The sequence below is a fragment of the Streptomyces griseochromogenes genome (genome assembly GCF_001542625.1).
Taxonomy (GTDB): domain Bacteria; phylum Actinomycetota; class Actinomycetes; order Streptomycetales; family Streptomycetaceae; genus Streptomyces; species Streptomyces griseochromogenes.
Genome location: NZ_CP016279.1, coordinates 4,007,308 through 4,025,701, shown reverse-complemented (window position 1 = coordinate 4,025,701; position 18,394 = coordinate 4,007,308). Strand labels below are relative to the sequence as shown.

Annotated in this window: 9 protein-coding genes; 6 read left to right on the top strand and 3 right to left on the bottom strand. The window is 69.7% G+C overall.

Annotated elements, in window-relative coordinates; genetic code table 11:
• Positions 1-180: 180 nt before the first annotated feature.
• Positions 181-843 carry a peptidylprolyl isomerase gene (locus AVL59_RS16985; RefSeq protein WP_067304965.1) on the bottom strand — a complete coding sequence of 221 codons (663 nt, stop codon included), beginning with the start codon at positions 841-843 and terminating at the stop codon, positions 181-183.
• Positions 844-1,108: 265 nt separating this feature from the next.
• Here AVL59_RS16985 and AVL59_RS48195 point away from each other — a divergent pair, with 265 nt between their 5' ends.
• The gene (locus AVL59_RS48195; RefSeq protein ID WP_079146743.1) at positions 1,109-1,357 is read left to right on the top strand and encodes a hypothetical protein; all 249 of its coding nucleotides are present in this window, start codon (positions 1,109-1,111) and stop codon (positions 1,355-1,357) included.
• 359 nt (positions 1,358-1,716) lie between these two features.
• Positions 1,717-1,989: a hypothetical protein gene (locus AVL59_RS16975; protein ID WP_308281988.1), complete on the top strand. Its 273-nt coding sequence runs from the start codon at positions 1,717-1,719 to the stop codon at positions 1,987-1,989.
• Here AVL59_RS16975 and AVL59_RS52170 read toward each other — a convergent pair.
• The gene (locus AVL59_RS52170; RefSeq protein WP_159399939.1) at positions 1,961-2,662 is read right to left on the bottom strand and encodes a hypothetical protein; all 702 of its coding nucleotides are present in this window, start codon (positions 2,660-2,662) and stop codon (positions 1,961-1,963) included. The two genes, AVL59_RS16975 and AVL59_RS52170, sit on opposite strands and share 29 nt — an antisense overlap.
• Positions 2,663-2,808: 146 nt before the next feature.
• On the opposite strand from AVL59_RS52170, the gene AVL59_RS52165 reads away from it, so the two are divergent.
• On the top strand, positions 2,809-2,946 hold the full coding sequence (locus AVL59_RS52165) for a hypothetical protein (RefSeq protein ID WP_159399938.1): 138 nt from the start codon (positions 2,809-2,811) through the stop codon (positions 2,944-2,946).
• Positions 2,947-3,045: 99 nt separating this feature from the next.
• Here AVL59_RS52165 and AVL59_RS48185 read toward each other — a convergent pair.
• A protein-coding gene (locus tag AVL59_RS48185; RefSeq protein WP_237281881.1) for an IS5 family transposase occupies positions 3,046-3,845 on the bottom strand; the annotation gives its coding sequence in 2 pieces (ribosomal slippage) (positions 3,046-3,507 and positions 3,510-3,845; 798 coding nt in all).
• Between the two features lie 485 nt (positions 3,846-4,330).
• Here AVL59_RS48185 and AVL59_RS16960 point away from each other — a divergent pair.
• From AVL59_RS16960 to AVL59_RS16950, 3 genes are read left to right on the top strand one after another with little or no spacing between them, the layout of a single operon-like run.
• A complete protein-coding gene (locus AVL59_RS16960) occupies positions 4,331-11,413 on the top strand; it encodes an OmpA family protein (RefSeq protein ID WP_067304958.1) in 7,083 nt (2,360 codons plus the stop codon).
• A gap of 3 nt (positions 11,414-11,416) precedes the next feature.
• A complete protein-coding gene (locus AVL59_RS16955) occupies positions 11,417-15,079 on the top strand; it encodes a hypothetical protein (RefSeq protein WP_067304956.1) in 3,663 nt (1,220 codons plus the stop codon).
• On the top strand, positions 15,076-18,318 hold the full coding sequence (locus AVL59_RS16950) for a phospholipase D-like domain-containing protein (protein WP_067304954.1): 3,243 nt from the start codon (positions 15,076-15,078) through the stop codon (positions 18,316-18,318). The genes AVL59_RS16955 and AVL59_RS16950 overlap by 4 nt, the downstream gene beginning before the upstream one ends.
• Positions 18,319-18,394: the final 76 nt, after the last annotated feature.

Genomic DNA, 18,394 nt, shown 5'->3' with positions numbered 1-18,394 from the left:
ACTCTGCTTACAAGCCATCATGTCGCCGACCACGGCGACAAGGTCACCTTTCTCCAAGTGGGCCGCGTCCCCATGGAATTTCTTCCCCGCTGGACGGTCTCGTCGGCCAACTCGTACGACGCCGACCATGACCGGGACGGACGAAGCCTCCGGCAAGGACCGGGCCGGCGCCGGACCGTACTACCTGCTCTTGATTTGTACGCGCTTGATGTTCACCGGCAGCATCGGAAAGCCGTCTCCCGGCCCGTTCTGGTCGTCCTCGCCGCCCACCGCGATCCTCTGGAGCACGTCGAGGCCCGCGGTGACTTTGCCGAATGGCGTGTAGGCGGGCGAGAGTTTGGTGTCCTTCCAGACGAAGAAGAACTGGCTTCCGTTGGTATTGGGCCCAGCGTTGGCCATCGCCGCCGTCCCGGCGGGATAGGTCGCCCCGGTCAAGTTCTCGTCGGGGAAGGCGTAGCCGGGTCCGCCGCTCCCGGTGCCGGTCGGGTCGCCGCACTGGAGCACGTAGATGTGCGCGGTGGTGAGCCGGTGGCAGTGCGAGCGGTCGAAGTAGTCGCGCTGGGCGAGGAACTTGAAGGAGTACGTGGTGCAGGGAGCGTTGTCGGTCAGTGCCCGGAAGGTGATCGCGCCCTGGCCGGTGCGCAGCGTCGCGCTGTACGGCTTGGCGGCCTTCACCGGGTCGAAGACCGGTATCCCCTTGAAGTTGTCTGCGGGAACGGCCGGCGTGTAGGTGCAGGCGGCCGACGGCGCGGCAGGGGGCGGGGTGTCGGCCGCGGCCTGCGTCGCGGTGCCGAGGAGGAGCAGGGCGGAGGCGGCGAGCAGGGCGCTTGGCTTACGGAGCACGAGACGGTCCCCCTTCGGGTCAGCACCGTATGGGTATGTCATGGCCGCCTCAGCCTGCCCGCTCCGCCGTCCGGGGGAATCCCCTGCGCCATGCACCGTCAACTTGGGCGGGCGGGCGCCACGGCAGCCGGGCAACAGGACACGAACAGCACGACGGGCGGGTCCTCTAACCGGCCCGCCGGCCGCGGCCGTGGCGGTGCCCCTGACACACCCTGAGTGGCCACTTCCAGGACTCCCGGGCCTTCTGGGGGCTGTAGGCACAGGCGTGCCGGGAAGCCACCAGCAACGCGAGACCTGCCCGCACACGCCCGAGGATGAACGCCGCCCGGACCGCGGGCTGGGCGCCAGCGGTCAGACCGGGATCATCGACGGCACGGAGATCAGCGTGCGACGCCCGGCCGCAGGTCGCAAAGGCCGGAACAAGTTCGTCTCCGGCAAGGCCAAGCAGAACGCCGTGACGTCCATGGTCCTCACGGACGCTGACGGGCGCGTGCTGTACTACAGCCCCGTCTGACCGGGCAGTTGCGCGGGCATCGCCCAGGCCCGACCGCTCGACCTGGTCAACCTCCTGGCCGACGGTCCGTTCATGGAGATCCTTGCGGATGCCAGCTATCAGGCATGGGCGCGCGGACCGGCGGACGGGTGGTGACACCGCCACATCGCAAGTTCAAGGAGAACGCTCCCGCACTGTGATCTCGGTCGCGCACCACTCCGCCCCAAGCCTTCCAGTCCCTGCCTGCTCGGAGGTGATGTGCGAGTGAGTCCCCAGCGCGCCCGCCTGCGCTGGAATGGCGCCGCAGTGACCGGCGCCAGGCAGCATCCCGCGGGGCACTGCTTCGCGCCGAGCACTTCCTCGGCGCCAGCCGACAGCGGGTGCCGATCAACGAGGGCATCCTCGAACGCAGTGGCACGACCTCGGTCGATGAGCAGAACCTGACGACAGCTGTCTCCTATGACACCATTTACGCCGTCCGCGTCCACGAGAACATGGCCGCCCGGCACTCGCCCGGCCGCAGCGCGAAGTACCTCGAATCGGGACTGCCCGAAGTCGCCGACGACGTGCAGGCGCTCATCGCCGCGCAGATCCGGCGTGCTTTGCGCTGGAAGCCTCGTTTTCTTATTGCGGGAACTGGACGCAGGCTGTAGCGATATCTGCGATGAAAGCAGTGTCATTATCGACAGCCCGCGCAAACATCGTGATCTTACAGTCGATTTCGTCCCCATTCGACAGTTTCACTTTGAGCTCACCCTGCACACCCTGGCCGACACTGCCCCCTTCACGGACCCCTCCGAGAGCTAGCTCTTGCTTCTTTACCTGCGGGGATGGCTCTGGTAGCTGATTAGCCCTAACGACGTCGCCGTGCGCGGCATGAGTTGGTCCGTGGACCGTGAGGTCACTAGCCGCTCCCCCTGCCAACATGCGAATGATTTCCAAAGCCACCCACACGCTCTTAAGCGTGTAGTGGACGTCTCTGGGATTGGCCTCCAGGGTGACTTTGAGGGGGCTTTCCCGTCGAACGCTGACGACAGCAAATTGCATCTTTGACGGGTAAGTCAAATGAACAGGAGGGGGCGAACTTGGATACTCGCTCAGCAATTCTTCAAGCCGCATACACCAGCGAAACCAAGTCTCCACGTCTGACAACGTACGGCCGACGTATGGAATGGTCTCGTCCGGTAGCGTGAGCGTGATCTGAATTTGAGTGACCTGATGATCTCCGAATTCCTTCTCAACGGCAGGTGCCAGCGTCGAGGTGAAATGACGCCAAAAGGCATCGGGCAACGTTGGCTCAACAGAATGAGAAATTGTGTCCGGCACGTTCGCCTCCTCCTGGTCATCCCTGTATCATCAACTCACGCCGCCCGCTCTCCGTCATGTGGCATTCCCCCAAACGAGCACGCGACGAATGGCAGACGCGCCTTCTGCTGCGCGGCGAACAGCGGGAAGGGTTTGGAGATCCGATCGTGAGTTACACCGCTGATCTGCTTGACGGCCTTGCCCGCCTGCTCGCCGAGCACTGCGTCGCCGTCCACCACGCCAGCGCCGCCGTGCAGGCGGGCGGTGACCAGATCGCCGCCGCGGCGGACAGCGCCGGGCAGTAGGCGGGCGACAACCTCGGCGAGGGACTCGCCCAGGGAGCCGCCGACGGCGGCGACCAGCGGTCGAGTCGTCGCGGGGCTCCGGGCGGCTAAGAAGTCATCTCATTTGGTGAGTCTGCGGTAGCAGATGAGGGTGCAGGCGATGCTGGTGAAGGCCAGGAAGTGTTCGGCTTTGCGTTCGTAGCGGCGGTGGAGGCGGCGGCATCCGGCGAGCCAGGCCATGGTGCGTTCGATCGTCCAGCGGTGGCGGCCCAGCCGTGTGGAGGGCTCGATGCCTTTGCGGGCGATGCGATGTCGGATGCCGCGGCTGCGTAACCATCGGCGCAGGTGGTTGTAGTCGTAGCCTTTGTCGCCGTGGAGTTTGGCGGGCCGTCGTCGGCGCGGTCCGCGCCGGGAGCGAATGGGTGGGATGCCTCGCACGAGCGGTTCGAGGGCCTGGCTGTCGTGCAGGTTGGCACCGGATATCCCGACGGACAGGGGCAGCCCGGTACGCTCGGTGATCAAGTGGATCTTTGAACCGTACTTGCCGCGATCCACCGGATTCGGACCTGTCAGGTCCCCTTTTTCAGGGCTCGCATGTTCACCGAGTCGATCGCGCAGCGAGACCAGTCCAGTTCACCGCGAGAGCCGAGTTCGTCGAGGACCAGGCGATGGAGCTTCGCCCACACCCGGGCCTTCGACCACTCGGCGAAGCGCCGGTGAGCCGTGGGCCCTGAAAGCCCGAACGAGGCGGACGGCAGTTGCTGCCACGTGCAGCCCGACGTGGCCACGAACACGATCGCAGCCAACACCTCCCGGTCGCCGTGCCGGCGCCGGCCACCACCCTGAGGCCGACTCGGCGCCTCCGGAACCACTCGCTGGAACAACTCCCACAGCTCATCCGGCACAAGCCGCTCAACGATCCCCACATCTGGAGCCTATCGAACACCCCAAATGAGATGACCTCCTAGACCCACGCTTGGAAGGTAGGACAAGCTCAGTGGATGTACCTAAAGCATGTGGTGCCCCTGCACCAGCCCCGCCGGTTGACATCCATAAGAGGGATCAAACTCGCCATCGCATACCTGGCCGCACTCCACCCAGTGGCCATCCTTATTTGGACACGACATGGCCAAAGAGACAGAACCAGGGGACGCCAGCGCCTCGTCCTCCTCACTCTCGTCCACGCGGGGTCTTCTACGCCATTCGTCTGTCATCTCGTCGCCTGATTGTGTGCTCCTGAACTGTTACTGAACGGCAGGGGCAAGAGCCATGTTCTTGCTGGTCAGGGGCCTGGAATGGCACACGACGAACGCGTCTTCGCAACCTGTGTCGAGGCTGGCCCCAATGTCCGGATCGGGTCAGTCTGTTCCTCCGTACCCGTACGGCCCGGGAGGTGGGCGGCGGCATGGGAAGTCTCGCGCTCATCGACATCATGGCGCCGTACGCACTCGGCGGGGCGGCCATCGGCGAGCCTTTGCACGAACTGCTGTCGGCGTTGTTCGTGCAGGACGTCGAAACGGCCTTCGACGACGGCGGTGTCGTCGTCTCCGGGATGGCCCGCTTCAGTGCCGAGCTGACCGGGAATCCGCCAAGGTTCACCCCACCGTCCTCGGTCTCCTTCGGGGGGAAGGCCGCGGTGGACCACCGCACCGTACGGCGGGCCGGGGCCTGGTGGGACTTCCCGGACATCGGCATCCGGTTCCGGCTCGTCGCCCCGCGAGCCTCCTCACCCGCGGTCGACACGCTCACCGGCGGTCCGGGCGGCACGCCGGCTCCACAGATCGACGATGCCGCGCTGGCAGGCGTACTGGCCGGGCTCGGCCAGGGCGTGCCCGGGCCTGGCGCGCCCGGGCAGGATGCCCCGGGGACGGTGTTCCACCTCGATCTGCTCCTGGACGCGGCGACGTTGCACCTTCCCTTCCTGACCGGTGCGATGCTCGGCCCGGACGGCATGCTCGCCGAGGACCCCGTCCATCCCGAGGTCACTCTCACCCTTCCCCGTATCAAGCTGTCGCTCGAGCAGACGGCCGGCACTGCCACCACCGACCCGCAGCTGGACATCTCACTCGACTCGTGGGCCGCGCACGACATCGACGACCCGGCCGGCGATGCCTATGCCGAGTTGCTGCGAATGAGTCCGCCGTACGCACTGATCGGCCCTGGCGCGGTGCTGGGGTTCGGGTTCCAGTCGCTGATCCTCGATCTGTCGGGCACCGAGACACCCCCCGAACTGCTCGACAAATTCGGCGTCGGCGCGGACTTCCGTGGGGTGTACCTGCCCGACGTTCGGGTGTTCGTCCGACCGCCGGGCCTCGACGGCCTCGGCGTCGACGTCTCGGCCCGTGAGCTTCTCATCGGCATTGGCCCAGAAGGCGGTGTGTCCGGGGTCTTCGGTCTGGACATCGTCAAACCGGATGCACCTCAGCACGTGTCGGTCGGGATCTACGACGAATTCGGCGCGTTTCTCCATCGGCAGGAACTGCCGGCCGGCGGCGCGCCGTACACGGCAGAACCTCTCTTCGTGCCCGCCAGGACGCAGTGGGTCGTGGACGTGGCGGGTGGCCAGCCGCCGTACAACATCCAAGTCGACGGGACGGTGCAGAACGCCGCCCCGGTCCTCGTCACGATCCCTGCCGGTCAGAGCGGCAAGGACGTGGCGGTGCAGGTCCAGGACGTGCACACCGGAGGGCAGAACCGCTCGGCGACGTTCCCGGTCAGGCTCACAGCGGCCTCGCTCACCGCGGGCACGCCCCAGGGCGGCGACCAGGCCGCCGGCATCGACGTGACCACGCCCGGCTCCGCCGGTTACGTGATCACGATGGAGGACTCGCCCGCCGGGGAGAAGGTGACACTCGTCTTCACCCCGCCGGTTCCTACGGCGGTGACCGTCGACGGCGCCCCTCTCGCCGTGGACGGTTCCGGCCGGGTCACGGTCGACCTGGCGCACGGCACCCAGCTCGATGTGGCGGCGACCTGGGCGGTCGACGCCGTGCCGCCGTCGACGCCGACGACCCTCACCGCATATTTCGCCTATGACCAGCCCGCCCGTACGCCCCATGAGGTGCAGTCCCCGGACGACCCGGTGTGGGCGGCGTTCGCCTCCGATGCCGCCGCCATGCGCACGGTCCCGTCGGACGACGAGGGCGGCCCGGACAGCCCTGGGTGGAAGGAGCCCGGCAACTATCTCGCTACGAGTACTGAGTTCGAGGCATGGCAGACGGCGGCACAGGCCAACCCGGCCCAACCCGTCGAGCTGAAAGGCATGGCGAGCAAGGAACACCAGCCCCTCGACACCTACAACCTCCGGCTGTCGCAACGACGGATCTGGGCCATGCGCGCGTTCCTCACCGCCCACGGGATCAGCAATACCATCGTCGAGCACCCGTTGGGCGAGCAGCCGCCGCCTGTCCACACCGGCTTCTTCGCACCGGGCCGCAGCGAGTATCGCCGGGTCGACGCCACGGTGCTGACCGGTGGCTCGCCCGCCAGGACCGAGCATGCCGCGGTCCGTCTCTCCCGCCCGGCTCGACCGGCGAAAAACACGCCGGTGAAGCCGTCGGTCGTGCCGCGGCAGCCGGCCGGCACCGACACCGTGCGCTTCAAGGAACTGCACGTACGGGTCGAGATCGATCACAACCGGCTGATCGCGGTGGAGGTCAAGCTCAAGGTCGACATCGAGACGGCGCTGGAGAGCTATCTCAGCAAGGTGAAGACCGGCAACCCGGGCGAGGTGCCGCCCGAGGGGCAGGGGCCGACGCTGCTGCCGGTGGGCAATCGGGCCGACGCGCACGACGGTGTGCTCGACATCCGGGTGCAGTTGACGCTCGACGACACGGTGGACCGCTGGCAGGTGGTGGCCGGCCTCTTCGAGGACGACAAGGACGGCTTCCTACAGACGCCGCCTCCGACTGCGGCGTCCGAGGGGGCGGACGCCGAGCGGTTCTGGCGGTCGTTCTTCGGGATGCTGATCGCCCTGGCGCCGCTCACCGACGCGCTCGCAGCCTCGAACACTCCAGCCGGTGACGTCGTCGCTCTCACCGTATCGGCGGGAATTCCCTTCGCCGCGCTGAAGCTCAAGGCGGTGAGCGTCCCGAGGATCACCCTCTACGGGGGCGAACTCACGGTCGTGCACGATGCCGCCGGGACCCGCGGTGTGCTGTTGCTGGACGTGGAGGTCGCGCTCGTCATCGTCCTCGACCTCAGCGGTACCAAGATCATCGATACGGATCCGAAGAGCCCCGTCACCGTCCGGTACAAGGCGGTCGGTTTCAAGACCTCCGGCCAGCCGCAACTCCGTGACCTGCTGCCGGTCTTCGACTCCTCCAAGGGCTACACCGTCAACATCCCGAGCACCGGCGGCATCAAGGTGCCCGCACCGCTCGGTGACATCCTCCAGGTGGCCGGGGCCCGCATCGCCCGGTCGAACCCGGTCAACCTGGAACTCGACCTCGAACTCAAGGCCGACCTCGGCGTGGTGTCGATCGACCGCACCACGATCCGCATCCCGCTCGAAGGAGGCAACCTCCCGCAGATCGGCGCGCTCGGCGTGCACATCAGCGTACCCGGCGCGATCGACGGCCACGGATATCTCGCGATCTACCCGGACGGCTTCGCCGGTCAGCTGGACGTGGCCCTGCCGGGCCTGGGCGTCCGGCTGGCCGCCGGACTCTCCGTACGTCACGTCGCCGATCCCCGGGACGCGCGCCGCACCGCCACGGCGGTGCTCGTCACCCTCGAGGTCGACTTCCCCGTGCCGATCCCGCTCGGCAACTCCGGCCTGGGCGTCTACGGCTTCGGCGGACTGTTCGCCCAGCATCACAGGCGCGACGAGAACCCGAACACGCCGGTGCCGGCGCTGGACTGGCTGACCAGGGTGCACGGCAACCCGCTCGACATCAGCGGGTGGGTGCCCGACATCGATGGCTGGGCCATCGGCCTCGGCGCCGTGCTCGGCACGGTCGACAGCGGGTTCACCCTGAACGTCAAGGGCCTGATCATCTTTGAGCTGCCGGGACCGCGCATCCTCATGGTGATGAAAGCCGACGTCCTCTCCCCGCGCCCACCGCGCCAGGGAGACGTCACCGCCACCATCCTCGCCGTCATCGACCTCGACCTCGGCCGCCACCGCATCAGCATCGGACTCACCCTGGACTACGGGATCAAGCCGCTGCTCCACGTCCACATCCCGGTCCGAGCCGTCTTCCCGTTCGACGACCTGGAGCACTTCGCCATCGACGCCGGCAGCTGGTACGCGCCCGCGACGGTGACGTTCTTCGAGGTCTTCGCCGCGCACGGCTACGTGATGATCCGTGGCAAGGGCATTCCCGACACCTCGGCGCCCACCGACAACTACGACGCGGGCCAGGGCAACTTCCCGCTGCCCCGGCCGCTCACCGGCTTCGCGATCATGGCCGGTGTCTCGGCGTCATTCGTCTGGGGTGACCGCGGCAGCGGTCTCTACCTCTCCGTCGGCGCCTCGATCGATGTCGGCGTCGGATTCGAGCCGCTCACCTTCACCGGGGAGCTGAGGCTCTGGGGCGAACTCCACCTGTGGATCATCGGCGTCGAGGCATCGGCCCGGCTCTCGGTGATCGCCGGCCACCTCGCCGGCCAGGACGTCGCCCACATCGAGGGTGAAGTCCACGGAAAGGTCGACTTCTTCTTCTTCAGTATCGAGGGCTCCGTCCATGTCGAACTCGGTACGAAGCCCGACAGCACGACAGCGCCGCCCCCGCTCGTCACCGGTGTCAGCCTGCAGTCACGCGCCGCCGCACTGCTCACCGGCGTCTCCAGCGACCGCCCCATCGACGGCAAGCTCTGTGACGCGCACGCCGACGGTCCTGCCCCGGCCGGCGAGGCCGTGCCCATCGACTCCATCATCGTCGTGCACCTTGACTGCACACCGCGCATCGTCAAGAACGCCGCGTTCACCACCGCCAATCCCGACGGCTCGGTGAGCGTGCCGCTGGCCACTCCCGACGGCCCCGCCGCGCCGGCGGTGCGTCGTGGCGAGCCCTACTACACCTACCGGATCAAGTCCATCGCCCTCGACCACGCGCTGACCCGCGGCGACGTACCCGTCGTCTGGTGGCCCACCGAACCGCACCCCGGCTCTGAGAGCAAGCGCGAACTGGCGCTGCTGACCCGCGTACCCGACCCGCACCCCTGCGCCGTGGAGCGCAGCCGGCACCGGGACGACCAACTCACCCAGACGTGGTCGACGCTCTGCGATCCGGTCGCTCCCGCCACATCGGTGCTGTGGACCTTCCACGACACGCCCCTGGGACCGTCCACCGTCGGCTGGGCCCTGACCGGAACCGCCTGGCCCGACCCCCCGGGCAGCACCCGCAGCATGCCCCCCGAACTGCGTCTCGACGTCGCCGAGACCTGGCGCACCGGCGATGCCGCGATCGACCTGATCACCGACATCGCACCGGCACGCGTCATCGGCGACACCGTCGGCTGCGACGATCGCTGCTGGCCCCAGTCACCCGGCCTCGACGTCTCGCGCCCGCGCCCAGGCAGCGAACTGCTGCATCTCGCCGCCCGGCACGACCCGGTCGCCAACGCACGGCTGGCCGCAGCCGACCGCGGCGCATGCTGGGCACACGCCCTCGAAGCGCCGTTCCTGCGCCACACCGATCCCGCGCTGCTCCAGGGACACCCGCTCGGCGACGTCCTCGGCTCTCTCGCCCAGGCGGCGGAACAGCAGCGCACCGACCACCTCGACGACATCATCGCCCTCAGGACCGGCCCCGTCGTCTCCGTCCGCATTCTGCTGGACGTGCCGGCGCTCCTGGTCAAGACCGACTCCCTCGTTCTGCGCTGCTTCTCCGGCAGCGGCAAGATCCTCGACGAGTTCCCGGTCAACGGGACGGGCCACAGCCGCTTCGTCACCTCGGCAGGCGATGTACCGGGCAGCTGGCTGGACCCCGACGGCCCGTGGTACTGCCGCGTCCGCGAGGTCGGAAGCCTCCTCACCGGAATCAACGCCGGGCAGAGGCAGCAGAGTCTGCGCCTGGTGCTCGTCGACACCCCGGTCAAGGAAGGCACCTCCTACATCCAGCTCGGCATCCGCGAGGCGGCGGAGCTGACCGGCAAGGGGCTGAGCCGGCCCGCCTACCTCGTCGGCATCGTCGAAACCCTCACCGCCGCCGAAGTAGTCCGCGAGGAAACCGACACCCTGATCAGAAACAGCAAGATCACCACAGTGAACGGGGCGCTGAAGGGCATGCCGGATCCACCGGCGCTCCTCCAGCCGGGCACGCAGTACACCCTGCACGTCGACTGGGAATGGACGACCTGCGACGCCGCCGGCGCCGTCGCCGACGACGCGGTGTGGACGGCCGGTACCGGCCAGGACTTCCACTTCCTGACGGACACCGAGCCCCTCCGGCCCTCCACGGTCACCAAGCCGGACGACGGCAAGACGGTCACCATGCCCACCCGCCTCGACCCCTGGGTCCTGCTCACCGACCCCGACGAGGGGGAGCATTTCCGCTTCTACGGCAGGCCGCTGCGCGTGGTGTTCTCCGTCGACTACCTCCTGAACATGTACGAGACCTACGGCGTACCACTGCGGGCCCGAGTCCGCTCCGCGTCGTACCGCCACTCCGACCCGGCGTCCCCGGACTTCGACAAGACGTTCAAGGACCTCACGGCCGCGGATGCACTGCCGCTGAAGAACGTCGCGGTCTTCACCCCCTGGGAGGACATGGTGCGCACGATCGCCACCGACCAGTCCTGCGTCGACATGTCGGGAGGCATCAGCCGCCACCAGCTCCTCGACCTCGACCTGCTGCTGGAGCCCCGCACCGATTATGTCTTCGACATCGAGCAGGCCACCCCCCAGCCGACCACCGAGGCCCTACAACGCCCCCTGTTCCGGCGCGGGTTCACCACCTCACGCTACCGCGACCCCGTACCGATGGCGGCCGACGTCGCCACCTCGGAGGTGGCCGAGGCACCCGCCGAGCGCTCCGCCGTGGCCGGACTCGAGGCGCTGGTCACCGCGCCCGGGCGGCTGTCGGCGGCTGCGCTCGACGCCGCGCTGCTGCAGGCCGGGCTGCGTCCCGTGATGCCGGTCACCGACCCGGCCGTCGACGTGCTGTGGGTGAGCATGGCCGGGGTGCTCCAGCCGCGCGTTCTCATCGTCCGCACACCGGAACCACTGGTGCGCACACGCCGCGAACCGGTCGACTACGCACCGCCCGGCGTGCCCCGGCTGCAGCGCAAGGTGATCACCCTTCAGGACCGGCCCCACCTGGAAGTCGTGCCCACCGAGGGCATCGCAGGTGCGCCCGGCCTCCACATCGTCTCCCAGCCGGGACTGAACACCCTCGTCGTGATCGTCGACGCCGGACGCGGCGCACCCATCGGCCTGACGTTGCGCGAGCACGGCAACGCCTTCCTCGGCGAAGCAGCCGGCTACACCGACACCTCACTGCTGGCTCTGACCCTGGACGCGGCGACCTGGGAGGTGGTGTAGGTCATGGCACCCCGCGCGAGCCTGCCGGGCGAACTGTTCCTCGACGCGATCGTCATCGACCCGGGCCGGGAGCTGAAGCTCCTCGAACAGAGCGGCAACCCTCAGGACTGGGCGACCGTCGCGCCGTTCGACGAGGCGACCCTGCAGCGCGTGCAGCAACGCGCCCCCTACGTCGCGTTGCGCTGGGCGCTCAACCCGGCGCTGGGCGTTCCGCCGGAGCCCTTCACTGTCTGGCGGCGCCCGGCCGGTCAACGCGGCCCGGCCCAACCCATCCCGGGCTGGCACCGCACCGGCTCCGACACCTGGGGCTGGGACGGCGTCACCGAGATGCAGCGCATCGAAATCGACCTCACCGGCCCCGTGGTGGCTCAGGGCCTCGGCCGGGCAGAGCTGGACCCGGTCCAGACCGTCTCGGGCAATGCCGGAGAGACTGTCGTCCTGGACGCCGGGCCGATGCTCGGCGTCCGGCTCGACCAGGCCGGATCGTTCTCCGGCGTCCGCGGCCAGTCCACCCTGTCTCTGGCCGACGGACCCGGATGGCAGCCCTTGGAGACTGTCGGTCTGCCCTTCGACCCCGGCCTGGCAGCCACCACCTACTACCAGGGCACGCAGCAGGGTCCGGTGGGAGCACCAATCAGCGCCTTCGACGCCGCCGTACGGCGCCTGAAGAGCTGGGGCCCGGTCCTCGGCTGGGCCCCGCTCACCGGAATCCCGCCCTGGCGGCCCCCGGACCCCGAACTCCTGGTCAAGGAGATGCAGGAGTACGTGCTGCCCGACCTGGCCGAGGCGATGGCCGCCTACCCGCCACCGCTCGTCGCCGGCCAGATCACGCACGAGGTCGCGCACAAGCTCGACGAGCTGCGCCAAGTCGTCGGTACCCGCTCTCAGCCGCTGAGCGGCCAGAACATCTCACACGTGACGGTACGTCCCTTGCAATCGCTGTCAGCGGCCGTCGCCTGCGACATCTGGGCCGGCCTGGCTCTGGGCTTCGGCACCGGCGACACGTTGCCCGACCGCAATGTGGCACATGACGGCTACGACTACATGGTCACCGTTCCCTGGCACGGGCAGATCCGCTTCCCGGTGCCCTCCCCATGGCCCTGGCCGTGGCTCGCGGGCGGGCCTCCCCTGCAGTACGACACCGCTGACGTGGAGCGAGAACTCGTCGCCATCGCTCTGGCCCCACGTCTGCGCGCAGCACCGTCACCGCCCACGCCGCTGACACCCCGAACGTCCTTCGAAGAGGGCACGGACGCCGTCGACGCGCCGTACCGGGCCAACGTGGTGATCCGCACGACACGGCCGACCCCGGTGCCCGGGCAACCACGCCCGTCCGCATACGGCCTGGCCCGTTTCGACGGCCCCGGCACCGGCCACTACGCGCTGCGGGAGCACCCCCAGGCGGAGGGCTGGATCCCCATCGGCTCCGCCGAGCCCGTACGCCGGCCGCAGGACCCGCCCGACCCCGAGCTGCTGCCCGGCACCGTCATGCTGCGCGACAGTGGCGTCGACCGGCCCATCAGCGGCTCACCGGGGGCCTTTCAGTACGCGGCCGCCGCCACCGACCTGTTCGGTCAGTGGAGCGCGTGGTCGACGGCGTGGCTCTCCCTTGCCGCCCCCGACGTCCAGACCCCTGCCGTCGCCACCGTACGGGCCCGTGCCACGGCCGGTCCCGGGGACACCGATCCGTGCGACATGGCGGTCACCACTGAGGTCGTGTGGAACCGGCGCGAACGTTCGCTGGCCCGCTTGCGCCTGGCCGTCGACATCTACCCGCCCACACCCGGGCCCCCTGCGCCGTACGACGCGCCGCTGCCTGCCCCACAGGGCGGAACGGCCACCGTCGCCGACGTCTTCCTGTCCTTCGCCGCCGACGGCACACCGGCCGCGCCGCCCGCCGGGATCACCGTCACCGCCGTACACGACGACGACACGCCCGTCACCCCGCTCGACCCCGCGCAAGGCGACGACCGCCGCTACCGCATCGAGCTGTCCGGCCTTCCGGCAACCTACGGCAGCAACCCGGAACTCGCCGTCGCCGTGTACGCCCAGGCAGAGGAGACGGTACGGCCGGGGGAATGGAGCGCGTGGTCGCATCCGCGCGAAGCCGCCATCGCCGCCAGTCCCCTGCCCCCGCCCGTGCCCGCCCCCCTACCCCTCGTGTACCCCGAGCGGGCGTCCCTCCCGGACGCCGCCGGACTGTCGTACGCCCCCGTGAGCTGGACCCCGACCGGCGCGTGGCGCTACCGGGTGTACGAGGCGACCGAGGCCGCCCTGCTGGCCGCCTGTGGCAAGCCCGGCCCCGTGCTCACCGAGCAGCTGTCCACGCGCATGCAGGCGCTGTTCGATCTGTACAAGGACCCGAACAACCTGCCGGGACTCAAAGCGGCGTTCCGGAAACTCGGCACCGACCCGGTACTGCCGGTCCCGCAGACCGACGGCACCATGCGATGCGAGTCCCTGCTCCCGCGCGGCAGTTCACTCATCCATTGCTACGTCGTGGCCGGAGTGAGCGAGGCGAACCTCGTCTCCGCCTGGCCGGAACCGGACGCCGACGGCCGCAAGGCGTTCTTCGCCTATGCGATCCCGCGTCCCCTTCAGCCCGCGCAACCGGAGATCACCGCAAGCCTCGACGACCAGGGTCATCCGCGGCTGACCGTGAACGTCGGCGGCGCCGTCCCGGTGAGCACCCTGCGCATCCACCGTGCCACCAACGCCGTCCTGGCCCGGCACACCGGCACGATGGAAGTCGTCGCCACCGTCCCCACCGCTCCCGCATCCTGGCGGACGACCACGTTCACCGACACCACCGCACCCGTCGGCTGGACACGCCTGCAGTACCGCGTCGTCGCCCTCACCACCGATGATCCCGAACACGCGGGGATGGCCGTCCCGTCCACCGCGTCACGCTCGTATGCCCTGCTCAACCCGCCGCCGGCGGCACCGGCGCTCACCCTGACACCGAACGTGCCAGGGAGCACCGGCACGACGGCCGTCGTACGGGTGGACACCGATGCCCTGCGGCGCGGTTCGGACATCGGCGACTTCTCGCTGGCCTTCTCCGTCACCGCCGCGCGCACCGCGCCGGTCCGCTTCCGGTCCTCCCTGAGCGCGGTGCCTGGATTCTCCTCGGCCTCCGTGTTCGCCGGCAGCGGCGAGCCCGCCGGCTACGTGGAGGACGTCTTGCATCTACGGCTCGACCGACTCGACGGACAGGCGCTCGGCCTGGCCGTCGACCTCACCGATCCGCTGGACCGCGCCACCCACGCCGTCATCGACGTACCGGCCCACGTGCCGGACCCACATCCCGTCGTGCACCTCGTCGCCGTACGGAACGGGGGCATCGCGCATCTGAGGATCGACACCAACATCCCCCTGCCGCCCGATCCGGCACACGACTGGGTCCTGAAGGTCCGGATCCGGCGCGCCTCCTTCCCGGTGGGGCCGGCCACCATGCTGACGTTCGCCGTGACGGGCATCCCGACCGTCCCGACGGCGGCAGGAATGCCCGACCCACTGCTCGATCCCGCAGACTTCGCGATCGGCCGCATCGACGGCACGGCCCGGATCCTGATGTGGCTGCGAGCCGAGTCCGCCCTGGACGTCGCGCTCCAGCTGACCAACTCCGACGGCTCCTCCGCCACCGCACACCAGGTGACCACATGACCCTCACCGTGGCCGGACAGGCCGACATCCGCCGGCGCCTGAACACCGACGGCCTCGCGACACTCGGTCTGACAGGCCCGCTCCTCTCCCCCGCCTGGACCCAGACACCGCCCGCCACGGACGAGAACAGGCTGACGTTCACCACGATGACCAGCTGGTACGCGCCCCTCGCCGGGATGCTGCTGCCCGTGGCCGACGGGAGCCGGCTGGGCCTGTCCCGCCTCGACGGCAGCCCCGCCGAACCCGCAAGCGCCCCCTGCGCCGTACTGCGCGTCCACCCTCAGGCACGACTGCGCCTGGAACGGGAATGGGTAGCAGCCCTGCAGACCGGCGGAGCACCCGACCAGTCGCTGCGCCCGGTTCCCGCCACCATCCTCGTCCGCAACCTCACCACTCCCCTGACCCAGGCGTTCTCCCTGGCCGCAGCAGAACTGCTCATGCCGGCGGGAGAAGTGAGCTTCCACGACGAGCACGGCATCATCATCGACCCCTTCGCCTTCGCCGCCCAGGTCGCCGAGGTCCTCACCCGGACCCCCGCCCTCGGCGCACAGCCGCCCGGTGGGGCGACCACGGGCACCCCGCAGGCCATCGCCGCGAGCGTGAGCGCCGGCACCTTCGTCCACCTCGTCGACCTCCACGGCAGGCCCTGGACCGACCCACCCGGCCCCAACACCGGACTCAGCTTCTACACCGGCACCGCCGGATCCCGCACCGAGGGCACCCATCTCGACGACAGCAGGCCGTACTCCTGGCCGGCCGGGGCCGTGCTCAGCGCCCGAGCCGACCCCGACGGCGCTCAGACACCACCACCGGCCACCCTGCTGCGCTTCGGCTGGAGCACCGTCGGCCGCATGGCCACCACCCCGCTCAGCAGGCCGTCCGCCGGAACCCGCACGCCCGTCCGCGACTGGCTGCGTGTCACCATCACCGACCCGGCCTTTCACCTGCTCGGCAACCGCACCACGACGACCCGCGACGGTGTCACCGGCGTGGACGCGACGACCGCCGGGGAGGAGGCGCCCGCGGTGCGCGACGGCAGCCCGGTCACCCTGCTCCCCGACGGCCGTTCCTGCCTCGGCTTCTTCGCACAGGCGATCCTCGGCCTCCAGGGCGGCAACCCGTCGGGCACCTTCACGTCCGGTCCGGTCTTCGCGGCGAGCGTGATGTTCGACGACGGGAAATGGCCGCTCGCCGTCTCCCCCGGGAACTCCGGCCGATGGCCCACCAGCCCTGCCGCCGTGCCTGTGGCCGGCAGCGACGCAGACGTCCTCGGCCGGTGCGCCGCCTTGCGCACCGCCACGACTGCGCAATGGATCGCCGGTGGCAACGACGTCCTGGTGACGCTGCCCCCCGGACTGCCCGTCGGCGCCGCTGTGCGCCTTTACCCCGTCAAGGTCCTGCTCGGTACCGGCCCGGACGAGCAACCGCTGCTGCTGCGCGCCGACGGCGGAGCCGCCGTCGTCACCGGCGGCACCGACACGATCGTCCTCACCGACCCGTTCTCACTGGGCACGACGCCCGTGCGCGGCGGATCCGCGCACCTGCGGGCCGATGCCACCGTGACCTGGCTGCCCACCGGAGGTGGTCGGCCGAAGGTCAAGCTGGTGTCGAACCTGTCGTGGCCTGTCACCGCTGACGTCCCCCGTCCGGCCGGTGCGCCGACGAACCTGCTGGCCGCCCAGTTCTGGCGCGGCGTGGCGGACGCCCCGCTGCTCGGCTCGCCGGCGACCGGCTCGTTCACGCTGTCCACCACGTTCGCCGACCCGGTCGCCTTCGTCCAGAGCGTCGTCCGGCAGATGACGACCGACCAGAACCCTCGCCGGGCTCCCCGCCTGCCCACCATGGCCCGTACGGAATCGCTGCTCGCAGCCCAGTTGCCGGCTACCGCCGGTGCCGACCTCTATCGGTCGGTGCTCACCGGCGGCTGGCTCACCAGCGAGACCGACACCCACTCCTACCGCATCGCCAACCCGGCCGCGGCGGGCGCACACGAGGTCCACGCGCCAGGCGTGGGAGCCTCGTCCCAGCTCGGCTTCGACCTGTGGGCAGCGGCCGCGCACCGTGCACGCCCGGTCGTACCGACGGCCGACGTCGCCGGGCCGTTGGGAGGGGGGCCCAACACCGGCGCCCCGTCCAACTGGGTGCTGTTGCAGGCCAACACCGCATCCATGCCCCCGGCCCCACCCGCCACGCCGTCATCGATCGCGGGCGCCGTGCTGCAGACCGTACCCGCGTACGTCGAGACGCCCGAGCTTGCACTCATCCCCGACGACGACACGGCCGCGGTCGAAAACTTCGTCACCAACGAACTGCCCTCCTACCCGACGCTCCCCAACCGGCCGGAGATCGCCCGCCAGTTGACCCGGGAGATCCGCACCTGCAAGCACGGGCGCCGCGACGCCCAGTGGGCGCTGCTGCGGGCGATCCGCCACGCACGCCGGCTCGTCTACATCGAGACGCCGCTGCTGGCACCGACGTCGCACACGCAAGGCGCCCCCGCCGACGGCGCGGCTGCGGTCGATCTGTTCACCGAACTCGCGAACCGCCTCAGCAGCGAGCCACGCCTGCGGGCGGTGATCCTCGTCCCGCGCACGCCACCGTTCACGCACGGCTACGAGCCCTGGTCGATGTACTTCCACAGCGCGCGCACTCAGGTGGCCCAAGCCCTCCAGGCCGCGGCAGGCAACGTGACCGCACCCGGCGGCGGTACCCGCCCCCGCGTCCTCATCGCACACCCGATGGGCATTCCGGGCAGGCCCCTGGTCCTGCGCACCACGACGGTCATCGTCGACGACGTATGGCTCATCAGCGGCACCAGCACGCTCAGCCGACGCGGCATGACCTTCGACGGTGCAAACGACGTCGTCCTCACCGACTGGCAGCTCGACCGGGGCGCCGGCACGGCGATCCGCGCACACCGCAAGGAGCTCATGGCAGCCCACCTGGGTGTGGCAGCGGGAACAGGCGGTGTCGGCGGCGGCGCCGCACCGAGCACGGTCGGCGCCCCAACGGCGGACTGGGTGCGCCTGCACCAGCCCACTTCCGCCCACGAAGCCTTCACCGACGTCCTCGCGGCAGGCGGCCTGGGCAAGCTGCTACCCCTCTGGCCCGGACCCGACCCCCACGCCCCGGGTGCTCCACTGGCGCACCCACCGGAGATCGCCGACCCGGACGGGCGGGGCGGAGCCAACCTCATCGTGACCCTCGCCGGGGCGCTCGGCGGTAACCCCACCGTGTGACCCCAGAGCGGGTACCCACGTCGACCGGCGGCTCAGCGGAGCAGCAGGTCCGTTACCTCCTGTGCGGGGTGAGAAA

Excerpts from the sequence above, each read along its gene's own strand:
- AVL59_RS16955 (WP_067304956.1), top strand. The coding sequence starts at position 11,417 with ATGGCACCCCGCGCGAGCCTGCCGGGCGAACTGTTCCTCGACGCGATC.
- AVL59_RS16960 (WP_067304958.1), top strand. The coding sequence starts at position 4,331 with ATGGGAAGTCTCGCGCTCATCGACATCATGGCGCCGTACGCACTCGGC.
- AVL59_RS16950 (WP_067304954.1), top strand. The coding sequence starts at position 15,076 with ATGACCCTCACCGTGGCCGGACAGGCCGACATCCGCCGGCGCCTGAAC.